The organism is Stappia sp. ABD4_338 (assembly GCF_056312175.1).
Genome location: NZ_CM149982.1, coordinates 40,142 through 62,841 on the forward strand (window position 1 = coordinate 40,142; position 22,700 = coordinate 62,841).

A 22,700-nucleotide genomic window follows, 5' to 3' on the forward strand; every position below is an offset into this window, starting at 1 on the left:
CGGTTACTTCGCCTTCGGTTTCCAGCGCCTGAGCAGCGCGGCGTTGCTGACGACCGAGACGGAGGAGAGCGCCATGGCGGCGCCGGCAATCGCCGGCGTCAGCAGGCCGAAGGCCGCCAGCGGCACGCCGATCACGTTGTAGATGAACGCCCAGAACAGGTTCTGGCGGATCTTGCGCACGGTTGCGCGCGAGACCACCAGCGCGTCCGCGACCAGATCCGGGCGCGGGCGCATCAGGGTGATGCCGGCGGTCTCCATGGCAACCGCCGAGCCGGAGCCCATGGCGACGCCGATATGGGCCGCGGCCAGGGCGGGCGCGTCGTTGACGCCGTCGCCGACCATGGCGACATGCCGGCCTTCCTTCGTCAGCCGCGCCACCGTCTCGGCCTTTCCCTCCGGCGGCACACCGGCGATCACGTCGCCGATGGGCAGGCCGGACGCGATGGCCCGCGCGACCGCTTCGGTATCTCCGGTCAGCATGACCGTGTCGATGCCGAGCGCCTTGAGGCGGTCCAGCGCGGCCGGGGTCTCGGCGCGCAGCGTGTCGGCCATGGCCAGGACGCCGACCGCGCGCCCGGCGATCGCGATGGTGGAACAGGTCTTGGCCTGCCCTTCCAGCTCGCGCGAGATCTGGCGCGAGAGGAACGTGTCTATGCCGTTCTCCTCCATCATGCGCGAGTTGCCGATGAGGACTGTCTCGCCGGCGATCTCCGCGACGATGCCCTGGCCGGGAACGCCCCTGAAGGAGGTCGGACGCGACAGGGACAATCCGCGTTCCCGCGCGGCCTCGACCACGGCCTTGCCGAGCGGGTGTTCGCTTGGAAGCTGCGCGCTCGCCGCGATGCGCAACATGCGCTCCTCGTTCTTGTCGAAGGAACGGATGTCGGTCAGGCGCGGCTCGCCGACCGTCAGCGTGCCGGTCTTGTCGAAGATCACCGTGTCGACCGTGTGAGCCACTTCCAGGGCCTCGATGTCGCGGATCAGGATGCCGGCGCGCGCCGCCGCTCCCGTTCCCGCCACGAGGGCCGTCGGTGTGGCCAGGCCGAGCGCGCAGGGACACGCGATGACGAGCACGGCGACGGTGGCACCGATGGTCGCGTCGAGATCGGCGCCGGAGAACCACCACGCGGCGAAGGTGATGGCCGCGATGGCGAGGATCACCGGCACGAACACGGCCGACACGCGATCGACGAGCTTCTGCACCGGAGCCTTGGCGGCCTGGGCACTTTCCACGAGGCGGATGATGGCGGCGAGCTTGCTGTCCGACCCGAGCGCGGTCACTTCCACGGTCAGGCCGCCGGAGCCGTTGATGGTTCCGCCGGTGACGTCGTTGCCCGCGTGCTTGGCGACCGGAACGCTCTCGCCGGTGACGAGAGCCTCGTCCAGTTCGCTTGATCCTTCGATGATACGACCGTCGGCGGGAACGCGCTCGCCGGGGCGCACGAGAACGCGGTCGCCGGGAAACAGCGCCTCGACGGAGACGGTCTCGATGGTCTCGCCGTCGGCGCCGATGCGGTTCGCCTCCTCGGGGCGCAGGGCGGAGAGGGCACGGACGGCCGCGGTCGTACTGCGCTTGGCGCGTGCCTCGAGCAGCTTGCCGAAAAGGATCAGGGTCAGGATGACGGCGGAGGCCTCGAAATAGAGGTGTCCGGGTTCTCCCGGCCAGGCAAGGACGGTGAGAATCATGGAATAGCCCCAGGCCGCCGACGTGCCCAGGGCCACCAGAACGTCCATGTTGGCCGAGCCCGAACGCACGGCCTTGAAGGCGCCGATGTAGAAGCGGTTGCCGACGAGGATCTGCACGATTGTGGCGAGAACGGCCTGCGCCCAGCCGGGGATCATGAAGGGGTAGCCGGCGACCATCGACGCCATGGAGGCGACCATGGGCGCGCTGAGAAGGGCGGAAAGGACCAGCAGGCCACCATCGCGGCGCATGACGCGGGCGGCCCGGGCGTCGGCCTCTTCCTGGCGTCGTGCCTCGGCGGCGAAGCCGCTTTCGCGAATGGCGGCGCTGTACCCGGTTGCCGCGACCTTTTCCTCGATCGCCCCGGCGTCGAGCGTGCCGTCTGTCTCGACCGTCGCGGTTTCCAGCGGCAGGTTGACGTTGGCGCGCACAACGCCCGGCATCCGTGTGAGAACCTTCTCGATGCGTGCCGAGCAGGCGGCGCAGGTCATGCCGCCGATGTCGAACTGGAGAATGGCGGGGGACGAAACGGCCTCGGCGCTCGCGGCGTCGGGATGATCGGCCTTTGCAAGGGCCTCGGACATGAAAACCTCCGGCGGTAGGGAGAGCGGCGGACCGGAGCGGTGTATCCGCGGCGGCCGCTTTACCATTGAGCCGGATATAGGCGTTCCAGTGACAGGAAGGTCAAGTCCCGCCGGTGGGCCTGTTTTTCTTTCGCCGGCGGGATCCCGTCAGGCCTCCGTACGCCCTTCCTCGACCGCGTGGCAGGCAACGCCCGTCAGCCCCGATCCCAGGAACGCGGGAAGCTCGCGCGAGCAGCGTTCGTTCGCCAGGGGGCAGCGCGGATGGAAGGCGCAGCCCGGGGGCGGGTTGATGGGATTGGGGATCTCGCCTTCCACGGCCCGGCGCGGAATACCGGTCATCTCGAGGTCGGGAATCGCTGCCAGCAGCATCCGCGTATAGGGATGGCGCGGATTGGCGAAGAGGTCGGCCGCGTCCGCGACCTCGACAAGCCGGCCGAGATACATGACGCCGATGCGCTTGGCCATGTGGCGCACGACGGCAAGATCGTGGCTGATGAACAGGTAGGTGAGACTGAACTCGTCCTGCAGGTCGCGCATGAGGTTCAGGATCTGTGCCTGCACCGATACGTCGAGCGCCGAGGTGGGTTCGTCGCAGACCAGAAATTCCGGCTTGGAGGCGAGCGCGCGGGCAATGCAGATGCGCTGCCGCTGACCGCCGGAGAACTCGTGCGGATACTTGGCGCCGTCGCGCGGGTGGAGGCGCACCAGTTCGAGCAACTCGCCGACGCGCTTGGAAATCGCGGCCTCGGACGTCTCCAGCTTGAAGGCGCGGATGGGTTCCGCGATGATCCGGTCCACTCGCCAGCGCGGATTGAGGCTGGCGTAGGGATCCTGGAAAATCATCTGGATACGGCGGCGCAGGTCCCGCATTTCGGCACCGGTCTGCGCGCGCTGGCGCATGTCGACGCCATCGATGCGGATGGTGCCGGTGCTGGCGGCCAGCAGGCCGACCACCATCTTGGCGACCGTGGACTTGCCCGATCCGGATTCCCCGACAAGCGCGAAGGTCTCGCCCCGGCCGATGGTGAAGGAAATGTCCTGCGCGGCCTTCAGGAGGGCGCGCGGCTGGCGCTCCAGAACCCGGTTCAGCCAGGGCTTGGACACGTCGAAGGTCCTGCCGAGACCGCTGACATCGACCACGGGCGTGGCGGTGTCGCCGGTCTCGGGCGTGGCGGGATTATTGGTGGCGAGCGCGCTCATCCGGCAGCTCCCTCGGGTTCAACGAGTTTCCAGCACGCGGCGAAACTGTCGCCGGCAGGCATGAGATCGGGCCTCTCGGCAAGGCACCGGTCGAAGGTGTAGGCGCAGCGCGGGTTGAAGGCGCAGCCCCTGGGGATCGAGTCGAGACGCGGCATCGATCCGGGGATTTGCGTCAGGCGCTGCTCGGTCTCGCCGGTCAGGGAGGGGATCGCGCCCATCAGGCCCACCGTGTAGGGGTGGCTGGGCGACTTGATGACGTCCCGCACCGGTCCGATTTCGGCAATGCGGCCGGAGTACATCACGGCGACGCGGTCGGCCGTCTCGGCGATCACGCCCATGTCGTGGGTGATGAGCATGACGGCGGTGCCATGATCGCGGCAGACGCGCTGCAGCAGGCGGATGATCTGCGCCTGCACCGACACGTCAAGCGCGGTGGTCGGTTCGTCGGCGATGACCAACTCGGGTTCGGCGCAAAGCGCGAGCGCGATCACGACGCGCTGGCGCATGCCGCCCGAGAACTGGTGCGGATAGGAATCGAGCCTGGCGGCGGCGGCGGGAATGCCCACCTCCTCCAGCAGGGCGACCGCCCGGTCCCGTGCCTCGCGCTCGGAGACCGGCAGATGGGTCATGATCGTCTCGATGATCTGGTTTCCGACCGTGAGCAGCGGATTGAGGCTCGTGAGCGGATCCTGGAAGATCATTCCGATCCGCTTGCCGCGGATCTTGCGCATGGCGGGCTGAGAGATGTTGTCGATGCGCTCGCCCTTGAGGCGGATCTCGCCTCCGGCGATGCGTCCGGGAGGCTCGAGAAGGCCGATCACGGCGGTGCCGGTGATGGACTTTCCGGCGCCCGATTCACCCACCATGCCGAGCACTTCGCCGGCCTTCAGGTCGAAGGAAACGCCGTTGATGGCGGTGAGCACGCCCCTGCGCGTCGGAAACTCGACGCGCAGGTCGCGCACGGACAGGAGCGGGGTTTCGGTCATCGTCCGTCGTCTTTCTTGCCGGCCGTTACCGGAGCTTCGGGTTGAGCGCGTCGCGCAGCCAGTCGCCGAGAAGGTTCACGGCGAGAACGAGGATGGCAAGCGCGAGGCCCGGGAACATGGCGATCCACCACTCGCCGGAGAACAGGAAGTCGTTGCCGATCCTGACCAGCGTGCCGAGAGAGGGCTGGGTGGGCGGAATGCCGACGCCGAGGAAGGACAGCGTGGCCTCCGTGATGATCGCGAGGCCGAGGTTGATCGTCGCGATGACCAGCACCGGGCCGACCACGTTGGGCAGCACGTGGCGGATCATGATGAGGAACGGCGGAATGCCGATCAGGCGCGCGGCCTGGACGTATTCCTTGTTGCGTTCCACCAGCGTCGACCCGCGCACCGTGCGCGCGAACTGCACCCAGAAGGACAGCGCGATGGAAAACACCAGGATCCAGAAGGCGAACCGCTCCCGGTCGAGGTTGCCGAACAGCGCGCGGGCGACACCATCCACCAGAAGCGCGATCAGGATCGCGGGGAAGGTGAGCTGCACCTCGGCGATACGCATGATGATCGCGTCGACCTTGCCGCCGACATAGCCGGCGATGAGGCCGAGCAGCACGCCGACGACCGCCGCGAGCGCCACGGAGAAGAACCCGACGGCGAGCGAGATGCGCGCGCCGTAGAGAATGCCCGAGAGGATGTCGCGTCCCTGGTCGTCCGTGCCCAGCAGGTAGCTGGGGTTGGACCCTTCCATCCCGACGGGGGGAAGCTGCGAATCCAGGATCGACAGGCTCGCGAGGTCGAAGGGATCATGCGGCGCGATCAGCGGCGCGAACAGCGCGCCGAAGAAGAAGGCGAAGGTCACGATCGCGGAAACGATGGTCACCTTGGAATGCAGGAAGGAGTACAGGATGTCGCTGTCGAGAAAGCGGGCCAGGGCCCCTTTCGCCGGCGTGGCCTGCTCCGGCTTTTCCGTCTCTGCTTCCGTTCCGGTGGCTAGAGGCATGTCCGGGTTCCGTCAGTGGGTCGACCGCTCGCCGCGCAGGCGCGGGTCGACGACGAAGTAGAGAAGATCGACGATCAGGTTGATCGTCACGAACATGAAGGCGATCAGCATCAGATACGCCGCCATGATGGGGATATCGACGTTCTGCACCGACTGCAGGAACAACAACCCCATGCCCGGCCACTGGAACACGGTTTCCGTGATGATCGCGAAGGCGATGATCGAACCGAGCTGCAGGCCGGTGATCGTGATGACCGGCACGAGCGTGTTCTTCAGGGCGTGGCGGAAGTGAATGCTGCGCTGACGCAGGCCCCGAGCGCGCGCGAACTTGATGTAGTCCGTACGGATCACCTCGAGCATCTCGGAGCGCACCAGACGCATGATGAGCGTCATCTGGAACAGGCCGAGCGTGATGGAGGGCAGGATCAGCGCCTTCAGTCCACTCCAGGTCAGCAGGCCCGTGTTCCACCAGCCGAAGTCCACGACCTCGCCACGGCCGAAACTCGGCAGCCATTGCAAGGTCACGGAGAACAGGAAGATCAGCAGGATGCCGATGAAGAACGTCGGCAGGGATATGCCGATCAGCGAGACCGACAGGAAGAGTTTCGACAGCACGCTGTTCCGGTTGAGGCCGGTGTAGACGCCCATGGGTATGCCGACGAGAAGGGCGAACAGGGCGGACACCACCGAGAGCTCGAGCGTGGCCGGAAGGCGCCGGCCGATCAACTCCGCGACCGGCTGGCGGAACTGGTAGGACGTGCCGAAGTCGAACTGGGCGGCTTTGACCATGAAGCGGCCGAACTGGACGATGACCGGGTCGTTGAGACCCAGCCGCTCGCGCAGCGCCTCGCGTTGTTCCGGCGTTGTCTCGATGCCCACCATCTGGTTCACGGGATCGCCGACGAAGCGGAACAGTGTGAACGAAATGAGGGCCACCGTGATCATCACCAGGACGGCCTGGAGGAGACGGCGGATCGTAAAGGCTAGCATGAGAGACGCAATCCTGCGGCAGCGCACCAACGGTTACGGGCCGGCGGAAACTCGCCGGGCCCGTTGACGCGTGGGCCCGGCGGCGCTGCTCCGCCGGGCCGGGACCATGTCCTTGGGACAGGTCCGGTCTTACTTCTTCACGACCCAGCGGAACATGAACTGGTTGTCCGCGCGCTGGACGAGGGAGACATCCTCCGACACGCCCCAGGCCAGGCTCTGCTGGTGAAGCGGGATGTGGGAGACGTCCTCGTGCAGGATCGTGAAGGCCTCGGCGATGAGCGCGTCGCGCTTGGTCGCGTCGTTCTCGACCAGGATCTGCTCCGAAAGCTCGGTGATCTTCGGATTGCAGTAGCCGCCCAGGTTGAACGGTCCGCCGACGCCCTTGTCGTCACGGCAGCCGGTGATGTTCGTGAGAACGTTCCAGCTGTCGAAGGAGCTCGGGGTCCAGCCGAGCAGGTAGAACGAGGTGTCATAGCCGTTGGAGGCCAGAACCTTGGCGAAGTACTGGGCCTTCGGCTGGGCGTTCAGCTCGACCTTGATGCCGACGCGGGCGAGGAAGGCGGCCACCGTCTGGCAGATCGCCTCGTCGTTCACGTAGCGGTCGTTCGGGCAGTCCATGGCAACCGAGAAGCCGTCGCCGTAACCGGCCTCGGCCAGGAGCGCCTTGGAGGCCTCCGGATCATAGGGCCAGCGCTCGAACTCGTCGGAACGCGAGAACAGAAGCGGCGAGATCAGCAGCGACGTCGGGTTCGACATGCCGCGCATGACCTTGTCGCGGATCGCGTTCATGTCGATAGCCTGGTAGAAGGCCTTGCGCACGCGCACGTCCTTGAACGGGTTCTTGCCCTTCACGCTCGAATGCAGGAGCTCGTCGCGCTTCTGGTCCATGCCGAGGAAGATCGTCCGCAGCTCCGGTCCGGTCAGCGCCTTGGTGCCGGCGTTGTTGTCGACGCGCTGAATGTCCTGCACCGGGATCGGGTAGACCATGTCCAGCTCGCCGCTGAGCAGCGCCGCGACGCGGGTGGCGTCGGAGCCGATCGGAGTGAACTCGACGCGGTCGATGTTGCCGTCGATCTTGCCCCAGTAATCGTCGTTCTTCTCGTAGATCGTGCGGACGCCCGGCTCATGGCTCATGATCTTGTAGGGACCGGTGCCATTGGCATGCAGCGACGCGTAGTTCGGGGTCGTGTCGGACGCCGAGGTGACCTTCACGGCGTCGTTCGCCTCGGTCCACTCCTTGTCCATGATGTACCAGGTGTCCCACTCGTAGGTCAGAATGGGGTTCGGCCCGGGCAGAACGAAGTCGACGGTGTAGTCGTCGACCTTCTCGACCTTGACCTGCGCATTGATGCGGGTCGTGAGATCGGAGCCCTCGGAGCGCACGCGATCAGCGGAGAAGATCACATCATCGGCGGTGAAATCGTTGCCGTTGTGGAACTTCACGCCCTTGCGCAGGTGGAAGCGCCAGCGGTTGTCGTCGACGATCTCCCAGCTTTCAGCCAGCGCGGGCTCGATCTCGAGATCGGGGCCGCGGCGGGTCAGTCCCTCGTAGGTGTTGCCGAGCGAGCTGAGCGTGAAGGTCTCGTTCAGGGAATAGGGGTCAAGCTGGTTCAACGTGCCCTGGAACGCGAACTTCAGCGTCTCGGCCTGGGCCGAGGAGCCGATCAGCGAGACCGCGAGGGCCGCTGCGGCTGTCAGTTTCATCATGTGCATGTTGTCCCCTCGTGATGTCTTGATGACATTCTGTGGAATGACATTTCGTGGATCGCAGTCGAGTGGGGAACTCGCGCCCCCACATCTTGCCGATGCGGCCCCGAAGGAAGCCCGCGGCACGTTGTCCGCGAAGCCCGCCCTGTCGTCTCCCTTCCGTCCGCTCGCGTCCGTCGGGCCGTTTCGGGTCCGCGTTGCGGAACGTCGATCGACCGAAAGGAAGGAACCGCCTTTCCGGCAAGTCCTGCGGACCATCTAAGCAATACGTGCAGCCGTCGTCCAGCATCGGCTTGCGAATTCCGCACGCGCCGGGGAAAAGCGCAAAAAGTGATCCCGAATAAGCGGTTGGAGGGAAAGATTTACCTCGACATATCCGCGACTAGTCGCCTGATGAATTGTTCCCCTGCGGCAAGCTGTGTGGTTTCGATATACTCGTCCGGCTGGTGGGCCTGGTCGATCGAGCCGGGGCCGCATACCACCGCCGAAATGCCGCGCGCCTGGAACTGTCCCGCCTCGGTGCCGTAGACGACCATGTGCCGGCCGTTGTCGCCGGTCAGGCGCCGGGCGATCTCTTCCGCCTTCCCGTGGTCCTCGGGCGCGAGGCCGGGAACGGAGGCGAGAAGCTCGATGTCGACGCCGGTTTCCGGATGTACGGCCTTCATGCCGGGCACGATCCGGGTGTCGACGAAGTCCTGCAGGCGTTCCATCCACATCTCCAGCGTCTCGCCGGGAATCGTGCGGATGTCGCAGTGGAAGCTGCAGGAGCGCGAGACGATGTTCGCGGCCGTTCCGCCCTCGATGGTGCCGCAATGGAGCGTCGTGAAGGGGGGATCCATCGCGAGTTCAGGGTCGGCGGCCGCCTGGTTGGCGCGCGTCTGGTCGTCCAGCCAGGCGACGATGCGCGCCGCCGCGGCCACGGCCGAGACGCCACGGTCCCACTGGCTGGAGTGGACCGAGTGGCCGTGCACGGTGACGCGAATCACCGCCGTGCCCTTGTGGGCCGTGATGACCTGCATGGAGCTCGGCTCGCCGACGATCACGGTCGCGGGACGCGGGCCCGACGCGAGCATGGACTCGATCATGGGCGGCGCGCCCAGGCAGCCGACCTCCTCGTCGTAGGACAGGGCGATGTGGATCGGCCGGTTGAGGTCGGCAGCCAGCATATCCGGCACGCCGGCCAGCGCCAGGGCCGCGAAGCCCTTCATGTCGCAGGTGCCGCGTCCGTAGATCCGGCCGTTCTCCTCTTCCAGGGTGAACGGATCGCGAGACCATGCCTGTCCTTCGACCGGCACGACATCGGTATGAGCGGACAGGGCGATGCCGCCGTCAACCTGCGGGCCGATCACGGCATGAAGGGCGGCCTTGTCGCCGGTCTCGTCCGTGACGCGGGTCGAGGTAACCCCGTGATCGGCGAGATAGTCCTCGACGAAGGCGATCAGGTCGAGATTGCTGCGGGAGGAAACGGTGGGAAAGGCGACGAGGCGGGCGAGCATGTCGCGCGCCGAATACCTTGTGGGCATCTGGTCTGGTTCCATGTCTGTGGTGCGGAGCCCCGTCGGAATACGGGGCCGATGGTCATGCGACGCGTTCGCGCTCTTCCCTGTCAGCATCGGCGAATGCCGTCGGCGGGTCGAGGGCAAAGATTCGCAAGGGTTCCTTGCGTCCCCGGATCGCGATCTCGGTTTCCTTGCCCGATGCGCAGTGAAGGCCGGCGGCGTCCATGACGTCCTGGGAGACGGCGAGGGAAACCGCGAGTTCCTTGGTGGCGGTTTCCAGGCGGCTGGCGATGTTCACCACGTCGCCAAGCGCCGTGATGCGTGCGCTGGCGCCACTGGTGCCGCTGCCGTCGGCGGCGCCGATGCGTCCCAGGATCACCTGCCCGCAATGCAGTCCCATCCCGATTCGCAACGGGGACTCGAGCTGTCCCGACAGTTCCGCGTTGAGCGCGTCGATGGCCTGGCGAATGGCGAAGGTCGCCGCAAGCGCACCGCGCGCGCCGGCGGCCAGTCCGTCCCGCATCCCGAAGATGGCCATCACGCCGTCGCCGATGAACTTGTCCACATAGCCGCCGTGCGCCTCCACCGCACGGGCGGTGGCGCCCAGGTAGCGATTGAGCAGATAGACCACGTCGTAGGACAGGCGCGCCTCGGCGAGGCCGGTGAAGTTTCGCAAGTCGACGAACAGAACCGCGACGGGCTGCTCGACGCCCCAGTAATAGGCATCGCCCTTCGTCGTCATGCGGTTGCGCGGCGTCTGCGCGGGGATCAGCGGAACCACGGCAAGCGATGCGGTTGGCCGGATCTGGCAGGCAAGGCGCACGTCATCGGCGGCCCCGATGCGGGCGAGCACCCTGGCTTCCGTCGGGCTTGGCGCGGGCAGGCTTTCAAGCCCCGTCATGATCCGGCAACGACAGGTGGAGCAACGTGCCCGCCCGCCGCAGACATCCGCATGGGGAATGGCGTTCATGCGCGAGATCTCGAGCAGCGTCGGACCGGGTACGACCTTCACGGTACGTCCGCCGGGATAGGTGATCTCGATCGTGCGCCGCATCTTTCCGAACGCCAGGCGCAGGACGAGCACGGCAAGGACAAGCCCGATGAGCGCGAGAAAGCCGATGCGCAGCTCGAGGATCAGCGGATCGGAGAAGGAGGTCATCTCGCCGGTGAGGGGGAAGGGAACGTTGTCCGTCAGGCGCAAGCGCCGCGCCGCGCCGATCCAGCCGGCGGAGGCGAGGGCGGGAACCAGAAGCGCGAAGGCTGCAAGCGAGGCCCTGAAGCGAGCGTACCCTGGCCTGGTACGCAGCCAGAAATGCAGCCCGATCATGGCGTGCGCCCACACGAGCAGCATCAGGACCGTCTGGTTCAGCGCGACGCCCGGCCACAGGATGGTGAGCACGTTTCGATATGTGTCGTCATAGTCGAACAGGTCGGACAGGACGCCGGTGCCGATCACATGGGGAATCAGCAACCAGGGTATCGAAAGGCCCAGAAGAAGCTGGGCCCACTGCCACGCCGGCAGGCGGAAGGTCCGCCGGCGCGCCGTTTTCCACAGCGCGAGAGCGACATGGGTGAGCAGGGAGAGGAAGAGGACGGCCTCGCCGAGCGGATTGCGCCAGACGGCGAGAAAGATCCGGCGGCCCGCCTCCAGCGCCTCGAGCGAAACCAGCCCGAGCGCGTGGTTGAGGAAATGGGTCAGCGCGAAGGCGAACAGCACCAGGCCGCTGGCCAGCCGCAGCCTCTGGCGCAGGGGCGAGCGATCGGCGGTGGCCTGTTTCGGCGTCTTCGTCATCGCGTCCGTCCTGCTCTTCCGTGTCTCTCGGGCCGGGCAGCTTGACCGATGCCGGCACGTCTCGCCATCCTGCTATCTTGCAGCCGTTTGAGACGCTGCGCGCAAGTGCCAATCAGGTTCCCGGAGACCATTCATGTCCGTCACGCTTTACGGCATCGCGAATTGCGACAAGGTGCGAAAGGCTCGCGCCTTCCTCGACGCGCAGGGCGTCGGGCATGTCTTCCACGATTACCGCAAGGCGGGCCTGGACCGTGCCCTGCTCGAGCGCTTTGCCGACGCCTTCGGCTGGGAGGCATTGATCAACCGGAAGGGCACCACGTGGCGCCGGCTTCCGGAGGCCGACCGCGACGCGGTGACCGACAAGGACAGCGCCCTGGCGCTTCTTCTCGACAATCCCTCGGCGATCAAGCGCCCGATCCTCAACGCCGGCGACCAGTGGCTGATCGGTTTCGAACCCGCCTCCTGGTCGACGCTTCGCTGATCGTATTACGGCTTCCAGAGACGCGCCGGATCGAAGGCGTGGATGTCCTGGAGAAGCTCGACGAACCCCTTCGCCGCATGGTCGAGGGAGGCCTCACCCTTGGCAGCGGTCGCGGCGGCGGCGTTGCCGACGGTGCCGGCGGGATTGAGGTCCTGCGCCTTCCAGCCGAACTGGGCCGGCCCATGTCCGCGCAGATGCTTGAACTCTTTGATGAAGTCGAGCTGGGTGGAGTGGAAGTCGGCGGCGCGCTCCATCTTCACCAGGTCCGGGCGCAGGTGCAGCATGATCGAGGTCTCGATGTCGCCGCCGTGGATGCCGTAGGTGAACTCCTCGGCCGGGAACAGGCCGTGCGGCTGGCCGAAGCGGGACCAGCCGGTGGCGGTTGCCAGCATGTCGAACTTCACGCGCAATTCGCGGGCGACGATGTCCATGAGCGGCACGTTTCCGCCGTGGGAGGTGACGATCACGATCTTGCGCACACCGGCACGATGAACGCTTTCGCCGATTTCCTCCCAGGCCCGCGTCGCGGTCTCCCAGGTCAGCGTCAGGGTGCCGCGCGAGGAGATGTGCTCGTTCGACTTGCCCACGGCCTGCACGGGCAGGAACGTGACGGGAAGATCATGCGGCAGCAACTCGGTGACACGGGCGATCTGGCCTTCCGCGATGCAGGTGTCCGTGAAGACCGGCAGGTGAGGCCCGTGCTGTTCGATGGCAGCCACCGGCAACACGGCGATCCAGTCGGACGTGTCCGCATTGGCGAAGTCGTAGGCGCTCATCTCGTGCCAGAAACGGCGGGGAAGATCGGTCATGTCGGGATCCGGCTGTCTGGTGAAGGGAAGGGCGCGGAGAAGGCCGCGCGGTCGCGAGACCATAGCGCTGCTTTGCGCGCCCGTCACCGGGCTGGTATCGTCGTACCGCATTTGAACCCAACCGGCAGGAGTGCGTGTTCATGATCGTCTCGCCGCCTCCCTCGACCGGTGTGGAAACCGCACGGTCCGGCCCCGATGCCCTGCGTCCGCCCGCAAGAATCGCCTCGGCGACCGAAAGTCTGGGTGTCGGCGACGATCTGAGTGTCGAAGAACGCGAGCTCGTCTCCAGTGCCCGGGTGGTCACCGCGGTCGCGCGTGTCGAGGCGGCGATTGCCGCGCGCGTCGGAGCCCGTTTCGAACCGGAAGACGATCCGGGCGAAGGCGGGCGTGACCGGCGCGAGGGTTCTCCGGACGGGGAGCACCCGGACGGTAGTGACGATACCGCTGCCTCGCGGGAGAATGGGGCGAGCCCGGCGGAAACAGGTCCGACCTCCACCGCGCCGTCCCCGGCGGCGTTGAGGGTGGCGCTCGTTGCTTACGGGAAGCATTCAGGCGCGGACGCACGACCGTCGGCGCCTGCGCTGCCCGGGGAGCGGCCCGCCGGCGAGGATTGAGCTTCCCGATTTCCCTTTGCGGCGGGCGTCAGCGCCCATGGGGCTGCCGTCAGAGTGCTTCCAGGAAGCGTCTTGCCGCCTCGCCGTGCTCGTGACGCAGCCGCGCGATGTCCATGTGGACGGGGGTCGCGTCGACGACTTTCCAGTCTCCGCCGACCATCACCCGGTCGGCGGTGTGCGCGCCGCACAGGATGAGGGCAGCGAGCGGATCCCCCGACCCCGAGAACCGCAGTTCGTCGAGCGTGTAGAAGGCCAGGTCCGCCTGCCGTCCGATCTCGATCGCGCCGATGTCCTTGCGTCCCAGGCAGCGTGCGGAGCCTTCCGTCGCCCAGCGGTAGGTATCGAAATGCGTGACGCTCGCCGCGTCATAGGTCAGCCGGTTGATCATCAGCGCGTGACGCAGGCTTTCCATGAGATTCGAATTGTCGTTGGACGCGGAGCCGTCGACGCCGAGGCCGACCGGGGAGCCGGCCGCCTCGAGTTCCTTTGTGCGGCACTGACCCGAGGCCAGCGTCATGTTGGACGTGGGGCAGTGGCAGACGCCGACGCAGGCGTGGCCTAGGCGCTTTATCTCGTCGTCGGTGAAATGGATGCCATGGGCGAGCCAGACGCGCTCGTTGAGCCAGCCGCATTCCTCCAGGTAGTCGACCGGGCGGCACTGGAAGTGATGCAGGCAGTAGTCGTCCTCGTCGACGGTTTCGCCGAGATGGGTGTGCAGGCGGCAGTCGAACCGCTCGGCCAGCGAGACGCTCTCGCGCATGAGCCGCTTGGTGACGGTGAAGGGCGCGCAGGGCGCCAGCGCGACCTGGATCTGAGCGCCTTCCGAAACGTCATGGTAGCGCGAAAGCACCCTTTCGCAGTCGGCGAGGATCGTGTCCTCGTCCTGGACGACGCTGTCCGGCGGCAGGCCGCCGTCCTTCTGGCTCAGGTTCATGGAACCGCGGGTGACGGTCATGCGGATGCCGAGACGGGTGGCTTCCTCCACCTGGATGTCGATGGCGTTCTCGAGGCCTTGCGGAAAGAGATAGTGATGGTCGGCGGCCGTGGTGCAGCCGGACATGAGCAGTTCGGTGAGCGCCAGGCGCGTGCCGAGGCGGAAGGTCTCCGGGGTCACGTTCCTGGCCCAGATCGGGTAGAGCGCCTCGAGCCAGGGGAAAAGTTCCTTGTTGATGGCGCTGGGGTGGGCACGCGTCAGTGTCTGAAAGAAATGATGGTGTGTGTTCACGAGGCCGGGAATGACCACGTGGGACGAGGCGTCGAAGGTTTCGTCCACCGGCGACGACGGTGTTGCGCCCGAGGGTAGGATCTCTGTGATCCGCCCGTCCTCGATGACGATGCCGCCGGCCGCGTTTTCGGCGAGAACGGCAAGCGGCGTCTTGATCCAAGTGCGCATGGGGTTGCGTCCTGTTGGCTGGGTACCTGCAGGCTTGGATAGCGACCGCCGGCCGCCCGAGTTCCGCACAGGGTGTTGCGCGAAGATGCGTTCCGGCCGAAAGGCGCGGAAACGCACCGCCGTTCGGGACGCTCTCAAGGCGCTCCGAACGGCAATACGAGAATAGCAGAGGCCGCGCCGAAGCGGCAACGAGGCAACGCGTGTCCCACCCTATCCGGCGGCGATGACCTCGACCTCGACCACGAATTCCTCCCGCGTGAAGCCGGAAACGATCATGAGCGTCGAGGCGGGCGGGGGATCCTGCGTGAACTCGTCGCGAACCTTCATGTAGCCTGCCATGTGCTCGCGCCCGGTCACATAGGCGTTGATGCGCACGAGGTTGGAAAAATCCATGCCGGCCTCGGCAAGGATCTTGCCGATGTTCTGGAAGCAGAGCCGTGCCTGACCCTCGACATCGGCCGGAATGCCCTTGTCCACGTCCATCCCGAGTTGCCCGGAGCACAGAACCAGCCTGGAACCTTCCGGCACCTCCATGGCATGGCTGTAGCGGGCGAAGGGGCGGGCGATCGTCGAGGGGGTGATGGGCTTCATCCGGGGTCCTTTCTCCTGCCGCAGCGTGAGGCCGCGGAGCGGGTGTCCTCCCATCCAAGCGCGGCGGCGGCGAAAGGACAAGTTCCCATCCCAGCAGGAGAAAGCGCGACGGTTCCACCGGCGGCCGATGGCGCGGAAGAAGGCGTTGGCGGTTCGCTCTTGCCGCTTTTTTGTGCGTCCGTCCTGGGCTAGTCTCTTTTACCAGCGGTCACGGACGGGATATCCGGCCCGTGGCGGGGAGGGATGCGGATGGCATGCGCTTTGCTCTTCGTATCCGCGGCCGATTCCGGGGACCGGGATTGGCCACACGGAATCGCTCCGGCTCGCGCGCGTCCGAAACAGGACGGGGAGCCGGCAAACAGCTTGCGGAGGCGGAAAGCGATATGCGGACGGATCGATTTAAGGACCTTGGTGCCCGACTGGGGCTGGCGACGGCGCTCGGACTGACGCTGGGAGCGGGCGCGGCCCAGGCGCAGGAGGCCGTGGCGTTCGGCACCAACTGGCTCGCCCAGGCCGAGCACGGCGGCTACTATCAGGCCGTCGCGGACGGAACCTACAAGGCCTGTGGCCTCGACGTGACCATCGTTCCCGGCGGCCCGCAGGTGAACAACCGCGCGCTCATGCTGGCCGGCAAGATCGACTTCCACATGGGTGGCAACATGCTGCAGGCGTTCTACGCCCTGCGCGAGGGCATTCCGGTCACGGTGGTGGCGGCGGACTTCCAGAAGGAGCCGCAGGTCATCATCACCCATCCGGGCAAGTACGACAGCTTCCAGGCGATGGCCGGCGATGCGCCGCTCCTCATCGGCGACAACGGCTTCGCCTCGTTCTATCAGTGGATGATCTCCGAGTTCGGCTTCACCGTCGAGCAGCGCAAGCCCTACACGTTCAACCCGGCGCCGTTCCTTGCCGATCCGGCGGCCGGCCAGCAGGGCTATGTCACCTCCGAGCCGTATGCGGTGGAGCGCGAGGGCGGGTTCGAGCCCGACATCTACCTGCTCGCCGACGAGGGCTTCAGCACCTACGCCACCACGATCGAGACGATGGCCGACACGGTCGCCAACCGCCCCGAGGCCGTGAAGTGCTTCGTCGAGGGCTCGGCCATCGGCTGGTACAATTTCCTGTACGGTGACAATTCGGCCGCCACCAAGGCGATCATGTCCGCCAATCCGGAGATGACGGCCGAGCAGATTGCCTTCTCCATCGACAAGATGAAGGAATACGGCATCGTCGATTCGGGCGATACCGAGACCATGGGCATCGGTGCCATGACCGACGCCCGCATGGATGACTTCTACGCCAAGATGGTGAAGGCCGGTGTTGTGGAGGACGGACTCGACATCAAGCAGTCCTACACGCTCGACTTCGTCAACAAGGGCGTCGGTCTTGACATCAAGAAGAAGCTGACCGGACAGTAAGCGCCCTTCCAAAGGCCTGATCGGCCTGCCGGGGCACGTCCCGGCAGGCCCGGCTCGCGGGCCACCCAGGCTGCCCCGCGTTCATTCCGGTCCGCCCCCGCCTGCCACGGAGCGCGCATGACAGCGCCAATCGTTTCACTCGACCAGGTTTCCAAGACCTTTTCCAATGCGACCGTCGCGCTGAAGGACATGTCCCTCGACATCGGCGCGGGACAGTTCATCAGCCTGCTGGGCCCCTCGGGTTGCGGCAAGTCCACGGCGCTCAGGATCGTCGCGGGCCTGTCCAGTCCGACGTCGGGCCGCCTGCGCTGGTCCGACGAGGGGCACGCCCCGAGCAGGCGCAACGCTGGCGGCGCGGAGGCGCACGACATCAGCTTCGTCTTCCAGGAGCCGACGCTGATGCCCTGGGCGACGGTCTTTGCCAACGTCCATCTGCCGCTGAAGCTCAAGGGGCGCTCGGCCGCGAAGGCGCGCAAGGAGGTCATGGAGGCGCTCGACATGGTCGGGCTGGCCGACTTCGCCGACAGCTATCCGCGCGAATTGTCCGGCGGCATGAAGATGCGGGTGTCGATCGCCCGTGCGCTGGTCACCAAGCCCCGGCTGCTGCTGATGGACGAGCCTTTCGCCGCGCTCGACGAGATCACCCGCTTTCGTCTCAACAACGACCTGCTCCGTCTGTGGGAGCAATTCGGCTGGACGGTGGTGTTCGTGACCCACTCGGTGTTCGAGAGCGTCTATCTGTCCAACCGCATCGTCGTCATGGCGGCCCGCCCGGGACGGGTGGTGGCCGACCTGGCGATCGATGCGCCCTATCCGCGCGACGAGGCGTTCCGCACGTCGCATGTCTATTCCGATCATTGCCGGCGTGCTTCCGACGCGCTGCAGGCAGCAATGGCCGCCGAGGCGCCCGGGGCCTGAGGCCGCGGGGGCACCGGACACGGACCGACAGCAGGAGCGTTCCCTTGGACACCAACCCCGCCTCCAGCCCCTCGGGCGTTCCGCTCGACCCGGCAGAGATCCGAAAGGCCCGTGCCGCCCGCTTCGAGCGGATCGCGCGCTGGGTGCTGCCCATCATCGTCATGATCGCCACCATTGGCCTGTGGCAATGGTACGTGGATGCCTACAAGGTGCCGCACTACATCCTGCCTGGCCCCGACCGGGTGGTGCAGGCGCTTGTCGACGACTGGGCAACCCTCTGGCCCGCGCTGATGACCACCATTGCCATCACGCTGGGCGCGCTCACCATCGCCACGCTCGGCGGCGTCGGACTGGCCGTGCTTTTCGCGCAGTCGAAATGGGTGGAGATGTCGTTCTTCCCCTATGCGATCATCCTGCAGGTGACCCCGGTCATCGTCATCGCGCCGCTGATCTTCATCTATGTGCCCTCGAAGATCGCGGGTCTGCTGATCTGCGCCTGGATCGTGGCCTTCTTCCCGATCCTGTCGAACACGACGCTGGGCCTGAACTCCGCCGACCACAACCTGCGCAACCTGTTCCAGCTCTACGGGGCGACGCGCTGGCAGACCTTGCGGTTCCTGCGGCTTCCCGCCGCGCTGCCCTACTTCCTGGGCGGTCTCAGGATCGCGGGCGGACTGTCGCTCATCGGCGCGATCGTTGCCGAGTTCGTGGCCGGTACCGGCGGGCTCGGCTCGGGTCTCGCCTTCAAGATCCTGGAGGCGAGCTACCGGCTGAACATTCCGCGCATGTTCGCGGCCATCCTGCTGATCTCGGTCACCGGCATCATCATCTTCGCCTGCCTCAGCGTGCTGTCGCACCTGCTGCTCAAGGACTGGCACGAAAGCGCCATCAAACGGGACGCCTGAGCGGGCCCAAACGCGAACAGGGACATGCGCATTTTCATGAGCCATCCAGAATGAGCCGACCTCTGTCCGCCCTCGAGCGCGCCGACTTCTCGCCGAGCCGCTATGTTCTGAAGAACGCGACCGTTCCCGCGTGTCTCACCTCGGGCGCGATCGAGCCGCGCGGTGACGGGCTGGGGCTTGCCCATCTCCTCGTCGAGCATGGCGACGTGATCGCGGTCGTCTCGCGAGAGGATATGCTCGGCAGCGGGGCGGGACCGGAGATCGACCTGGACGGCGGCCTCGTGCTGCCGGGGTTCGTCGACATGCACACCCATCTCGACAAGGGACACATCTGGCCGCGCCGGCCGAATCCCGACGGGAGCTTCGCCGGTGCGCTGGAGGCGGTCAGTGCCGACCGCCCGGCCAACTGGAATACGACCGACCTGCGCCGGCGCATGGAGTTCTCCCTGCGAACGGCCTATGCGCAGGGCACGGTGATGATCCGCACCCATCTCGATTCGATCCCGCCCCAGGAGGGGATCAGCTGGCCTCTCTTCGAGGAGCTGCGTGTCGAATGGGCGGACCGGATCGAACTCCAGGCCTCCGCGCTCTTCGGCATCGAGAGCCTGCTCGTCCCGGAATTCCTGCCGCATATGGCCGATGTGGTGGCCCGCGCGCGCGGAACCCTCGGCGCCGTGACCTACATGGTCGAGGGTCTCGCGGGGCATCTCGACGCCATGTTCGAAGCGGCCGAGGCGCGCGGGCTCGATCTCGACTTCCATGTGGACGAGACGGGAGACCCGTCGGCGCGCTCGCTGGCGATGATCGCCGAGACGGCGATCCGGCGGAAATTCCGCGGACGCATCGTCGTCGGGCATTGCTGCTCGCTCGCCTGCCAGGAGCCGGATGAAGCGGATCGTACGCTCGACCTGGTGGCGCGGGCCGGCATCGGCGTGGTGTCCCTGCCCATGTGCAACATGTATCTGCAGGACCGCCAGACCGGACGCACGCCGCGCTGGCGGGGCGTGACGCTGCTGCACGAAATGAAGGCGCGGGGCATTCCGGTCGCCGTTGCTTCCGACAACACCCGCGACCCCTTCTATGCCTATGGCGATATGGATATGGTCGAGGTGTTCACGCAGGCCATGCGCATCGCCCATCTCGACCATCCGGTCGGCGACTGGATCCGGGCGGTGACGAGCACGCCGGCCGAGCTTCTCGGCGAGGGGACGCGCGGTCGCATCGAACCGGGACTGCCGGCCGATCTCGTCGTCTTCTCGGCGCGTGACTGGAACGAACTCGGAGCCAGACCCAAGGGGCCGCGCCGCGTGCTGCGCTCTGGTCGCGAAATTTCGAGCGACCTGCCCGACCACCGGGAACTCGACGATCTGATGGAGCCCAGGACCCATGCATGACATTGACGCGCTGAAGGCCGACCTCGACGGTCTCGCCATAGAGGACAACCCGCAGATCGTGCGGCAGAAGAGCCGGGACTTCTTCTGGTATTCGCCCGTTCTCAAGCGCCAGCTCGACGACGTGAGCGCCGACCTCGTCGTGACGCCGCGTTCGCGCGAGGACGTGATCAGGGTGCTTGCCGCCTGCTACGCGCGTGACATTCCCGTCACCGTGCGCGGGGCGGGAACGGGCAACTACGGCCAGGCCATGCCGCTTGCCGGCGGCATCGTGCTCAATCTCGCCGAACTCAACCGCGTGCTGGAAATTTCCGCTGGCGTCGTGAAGGCGGAAGCGGGAGCGATCATTGCCGATATCGACGCGGCGGTTGCGGAGAGCGGGCAGGAGATGCGCATGCATCCCTCCACCTACCGCACGGCGACCGTGGGCGGGTTCATCGCCGGCGGGTCGGGAGGTGTCGGCTCGATCAACTGGGGCGGCCTTCGCGACCTCGGCAATATCCTGTCGCTGACCGTGGTGACCATGGAGGCAGAACCGCGTGTTCTCACGCTCGCCGGGGAGGAACTGCACAAGGTCAGTCACGCCTACGGCACCAACGGCATCATCGTCGACGTGACCATGCCGCTTACGGCGCGCTACGACTGGGTGGACGTTCTTGTGGGGTTCGACGACTTCGCGTCCTCGGCCCGCTTCGCCGACGCGCTGGGCAACCAGGACGGCATCCTGACCAAGGAGATCGCGCCAATCAGCGCGCCGGTTCCCCACGACTATTTCCTGCGTCACCGCAAGTTCCTGCGCAAGGACCAGTCGGTCTGCGCAGTGATGGTCGCGCCGTTTGCGATGGATGCCTTCGCCACGTTCTGCGAGCGTGACGCCAGCGCGACCATCCTTTACCGGGCCGACACGGCAAGCGAGGAGGAGAGCAAGGGGCTGCCGCCGGTCTGCGAACTGACGTGGAACCACACCACGCTGCGCGGCCTGCGCGTCGATCCGTCGATCACCTATCTCCAGGTGCTCTATCCCTTCCCCAACCACGTCGAGAAGGCGGTGCAGCTTGCCGACCTGTTCGGCGATGAGGTGGTTGGCCACCTGGAGTTCGTGCGCTTCGACGGGCGGATCACCTGCTTCGGCCTGCCGGTGGTGCGCTACACCACCGAGGAGCGGTTGAACGAAATCATCCGCATCCACGAGGAGCACGGCTGCCCGATCTTCAATCCGCACCGCTACACGCTCGAGGAAGGCGGAATGAAGCAGACCGATGCGGTCCAGCTCGCCTTCAAGAAGGAAGCGGACCCCAAGGGGCTGCTCAATCCGGGCAAGATGGTCGCCTGGGAAAACCCGGACTTCGACTTCGAGTCCGAGCAGACGTTCCTGTTTCCCGGGCTGGCCCGCTAGGGAGTGGAGCGGCGCGCATGCGGGTCCTGGTGATATCGGCCCATCCGGTCGAGACGAGTTTCAGCGCGGCCCTGCGCGAGGACTGCGTGACAACGCTGGTGGCAGCCGGCCACGAGGTTGAGGAACTCGATCTCTATGCGCGCGGCTTCGATCCGGTTCTGAGCCGCGAGGAGCGACTGGCCTACCACGACCTCGAGCGCAACCGTGAAGGCGTTGCCTTCGAGGTCGAGCAGTTGCTGCGCGCCGAGGCTCTGGTTCTGGTCTACCCCGTGTGGAACTACGGTTTTCCCGCGATCCTGAAGGGGTATTTCGACCGCGTTTTCCTGCCGGGTGTCTCGTTCCGGCTGGAGAACGGTGTGGTGAAGCCCAATCTCGGCCATATCCGCCGGCTGGTAACGGTGACGACCTACGGGGGATCGCGACTTCGCGCCTTCCTCGTCGGCGATCCGCCGCGCAAGCTCGTGTGCCGCGTTCTCAGGGCGCTCATCGCACCGACCGGACGCCTGTCCTATCTCGCGCTCTACGACCTCAACCGGGCGGACGCACCACGACGCGACGCGTTCCGCGACAAGGTGAAGCGAACCCTCCAGGAGCTTTGATGCGTGTCCTTCTGATCTTCTGCCATCCGAGCGGCGACAGTTTCGGTGCCTCGCTCGCGGCCGCCGCGCGCGAGACGCTGGTCGCCGGCGGACACGACGTGCGCTTCACCGATCTCTATTCGGAAGGCTTCGACCCGGTTCTGACCCGCCAGCGCTGGCTCGACTACGAGGATCCGCAAAAGAACCGCGCCGGCATCGAGGATCACGTGGGCAACCTGGAATGGGCCGAGGCGATGGTCTTTGTCTACCCCACCTGGTGGTACGGTCTGCCAGCCATGCTGAAGGGCTACCTCGACAGGGTGTGGGTGCCGCATGTCACCTTCGACATCCCGACCGAAACGCGTCCCATGACGCCCCGGATGCAGCATGTGAGGAAGCTTGCCGTCGTGACGAGCTGCGGGGCGAGCTGGTGGATCTCCAAGCTGATCGGCGAGCCGGGCCGCAAGACGATCCTGCGCGGCATCCGCGCATTGTGCGCGCCGACCTGCACGACCCGCTACATGGCGCTTTACAACATGGACACGGCGACACCCTCCGCGCGCGAGAAGCACATCGCGAAGGTGCGCAAGGTGCTCGGGCGCTGGTAAGGCGGCTATGCCGGTGAAAAGCCGGGCGCGTCGCGGGAGAAGCGATCCTGACGGATTGCCTGCGGGGCGCGATGCCGCCACACTGTGCGGAACCGGGAGGATGACCGCGTTTCATGCATTCGCGTCCATCCTGTCATGAAGAGGTCATTTGCCGGCGTT

General features: G+C 66.3%; 20 protein-coding genes. 9 read left to right on the plus strand and 11 right to left on the minus strand.

The window, feature by feature from the left end:
* Window positions 1-3: 3 nt before the first annotated feature.
* The 8 genes from ACYX4S_RS00165 to ACYX4S_RS00200 all read right to left on the minus strand — a co-directional run bounded on the left by ACYX4S_RS00165 (window position 4) and on the right by ACYX4S_RS00200 (window position 11,439).
* Entirely contained in the window at window positions 4-2,268 is a 2,265-nt protein-coding gene (locus ACYX4S_RS00165) for a heavy metal translocating P-type ATPase (protein WP_476361440.1), read from the minus strand.
* Window positions 2,269-2,415: 147 nt separating this feature from the next.
* On the minus strand, window positions 2,416-3,468 hold the full coding sequence (locus ACYX4S_RS00170) for an ABC transporter ATP-binding protein (RefSeq protein ID WP_476361441.1): 1,053 nt from the start codon (window positions 3,466-3,468) through the stop codon (window positions 2,416-2,418).
* Window positions 3,465-4,454 carry an ABC transporter ATP-binding protein gene (locus ACYX4S_RS00175; RefSeq protein ID WP_293722625.1) on the minus strand — a complete coding sequence of 330 codons (990 nt, stop codon included), beginning with the start codon at window positions 4,452-4,454 and terminating at the stop codon, window positions 3,465-3,467. The genes ACYX4S_RS00170 and ACYX4S_RS00175 overlap by 4 nt, the downstream gene beginning before the upstream one ends.
* A gap of 25 nt (window positions 4,455-4,479) precedes the next feature.
* Complete coding sequence (locus ACYX4S_RS00180; RefSeq protein ID WP_476361442.1) at window positions 4,480-5,451, minus strand: ABC transporter permease; 972 nt, start codon at window positions 5,449-5,451, stop codon at window positions 4,480-4,482.
* 12 nt (window positions 5,452-5,463) lie between these two features.
* Window positions 5,464-6,441, minus strand: a complete 978-nt coding sequence (locus ACYX4S_RS00185; protein ID WP_293722630.1) for an ABC transporter permease — start codon at window positions 6,439-6,441, stop codon at window positions 5,464-5,466.
* Window positions 6,442-6,570: 129 nt separating this feature from the next.
* Window positions 6,571-8,148: an ABC transporter substrate-binding protein gene (locus ACYX4S_RS00190; RefSeq protein WP_293722633.1), complete on the minus strand. Its 1,578-nt coding sequence runs from the start codon at window positions 8,146-8,148 to the stop codon at window positions 6,571-6,573.
* Between the two features lie 362 nt (window positions 8,149-8,510).
* The gene (gene argE / locus ACYX4S_RS00195) at window positions 8,511-9,671 is read right to left on the minus strand and encodes an acetylornithine deacetylase (protein WP_476361443.1); all 1,161 of its coding nucleotides are present in this window, start codon (window positions 9,669-9,671) and stop codon (window positions 8,511-8,513) included.
* 55 nt (window positions 9,672-9,726) lie between these two features.
* Entirely contained in the window at window positions 9,727-11,439 is a 1,713-nt protein-coding gene (locus tag ACYX4S_RS00200) for an adenylate/guanylate cyclase domain-containing protein (protein ID WP_476361444.1), read from the minus strand.
* Between the two features lie 133 nt (window positions 11,440-11,572).
* On the opposite strand from ACYX4S_RS00200, the gene ACYX4S_RS00205 reads away from it, so the two are divergent.
* Entirely contained in the window at window positions 11,573-11,920 is a 348-nt protein-coding gene (locus tag ACYX4S_RS00205; RefSeq protein ID WP_476361445.1) for an ArsC family reductase, read from the plus strand.
* Between the two features lie 5 nt (window positions 11,921-11,925).
* Here ACYX4S_RS00205 and ACYX4S_RS00210 read toward each other — a convergent pair whose 3' ends face one another.
* Entirely contained in the window at window positions 11,926-12,729 is an 804-nt protein-coding gene (locus ACYX4S_RS00210; RefSeq protein ID WP_476361446.1) for a creatininase family protein, read from the minus strand.
* A 140-nt stretch (window positions 12,730-12,869) separates the two neighbouring features.
* On the opposite strand from ACYX4S_RS00210, the gene ACYX4S_RS00215 reads away from it, so the two are divergent.
* A complete protein-coding gene (locus ACYX4S_RS00215) occupies window positions 12,870-13,343 on the plus strand; it encodes a hypothetical protein (protein ID WP_476361447.1) in 474 nt (157 codons plus the stop codon).
* A gap of 49 nt (window positions 13,344-13,392) precedes the next feature.
* Here ACYX4S_RS00215 and ACYX4S_RS00220 read toward each other — a convergent pair whose 3' ends face one another.
* Window positions 13,393-14,736 carry an 8-oxoguanine deaminase gene (locus ACYX4S_RS00220; protein WP_476361448.1) on the minus strand — a complete coding sequence of 448 codons (1,344 nt, stop codon included), beginning with the start codon at window positions 14,734-14,736 and terminating at the stop codon, window positions 13,393-13,395.
* A 210-nt stretch (window positions 14,737-14,946) separates the two neighbouring features.
* Window positions 14,947-15,327 (minus strand): RidA family protein, encoded by a 381-nt coding sequence (locus ACYX4S_RS00225; protein ID WP_476361449.1) that lies wholly within the window; start codon window positions 15,325-15,327, stop codon window positions 14,947-14,949.
* 383 nt (window positions 15,328-15,710) lie between these two features.
* Between ACYX4S_RS00225 and ACYX4S_RS00230 the strand changes: the two genes are divergently transcribed.
* From ACYX4S_RS00230 to ACYX4S_RS00260, 7 genes are all read left to right on the plus strand, one after another.
* A complete protein-coding gene (locus tag ACYX4S_RS00230; protein ID WP_476361450.1) occupies window positions 15,711-16,745 on the plus strand; it encodes an ABC transporter substrate-binding protein in 1,035 nt (344 codons plus the stop codon).
* A gap of 117 nt (window positions 16,746-16,862) precedes the next feature.
* Window positions 16,863-17,663, plus strand: a complete 801-nt coding sequence (locus tag ACYX4S_RS00235; protein WP_476361451.1) for an ABC transporter ATP-binding protein — start codon at window positions 16,863-16,865, stop codon at window positions 17,661-17,663.
* 44 nt (window positions 17,664-17,707) lie between these two features.
* Window positions 17,708-18,568, plus strand: coding sequence for an ABC transporter permease (locus tag ACYX4S_RS00240; protein ID WP_293722655.1), 861 nt, complete (start codon window positions 17,708-17,710; stop codon window positions 18,566-18,568).
* A gap of 50 nt (window positions 18,569-18,618) precedes the next feature.
* Window positions 18,619-19,962 carry a cytosine deaminase gene (locus ACYX4S_RS00245; RefSeq protein ID WP_476361452.1) on the plus strand — a complete coding sequence of 448 codons (1,344 nt, stop codon included), beginning with the start codon at window positions 18,619-18,621 and terminating at the stop codon, window positions 19,960-19,962.
* Entirely contained in the window at window positions 19,955-21,355 is a 1,401-nt protein-coding gene (locus ACYX4S_RS00250; protein WP_293722661.1) for an FAD-binding oxidoreductase, read from the plus strand. The genes ACYX4S_RS00245 and ACYX4S_RS00250 overlap by 8 nt, the downstream gene beginning before the upstream one ends.
* Before the next feature lie 17 nt (window positions 21,356-21,372).
* Entirely contained in the window at window positions 21,373-21,954 is a 582-nt protein-coding gene (locus ACYX4S_RS00255; protein WP_476361453.1) for an NAD(P)H-dependent oxidoreductase, read from the plus strand.
* Entirely contained in the window at window positions 21,954-22,541 is a 588-nt protein-coding gene (locus ACYX4S_RS00260) for an NAD(P)H-dependent oxidoreductase (protein ID WP_293722667.1), read from the plus strand. The genes ACYX4S_RS00255 and ACYX4S_RS00260 overlap by 1 nt, the downstream gene beginning before the upstream one ends.
* The last annotated feature ends 159 nt before the right edge of the window (window positions 22,542-22,700 follow it).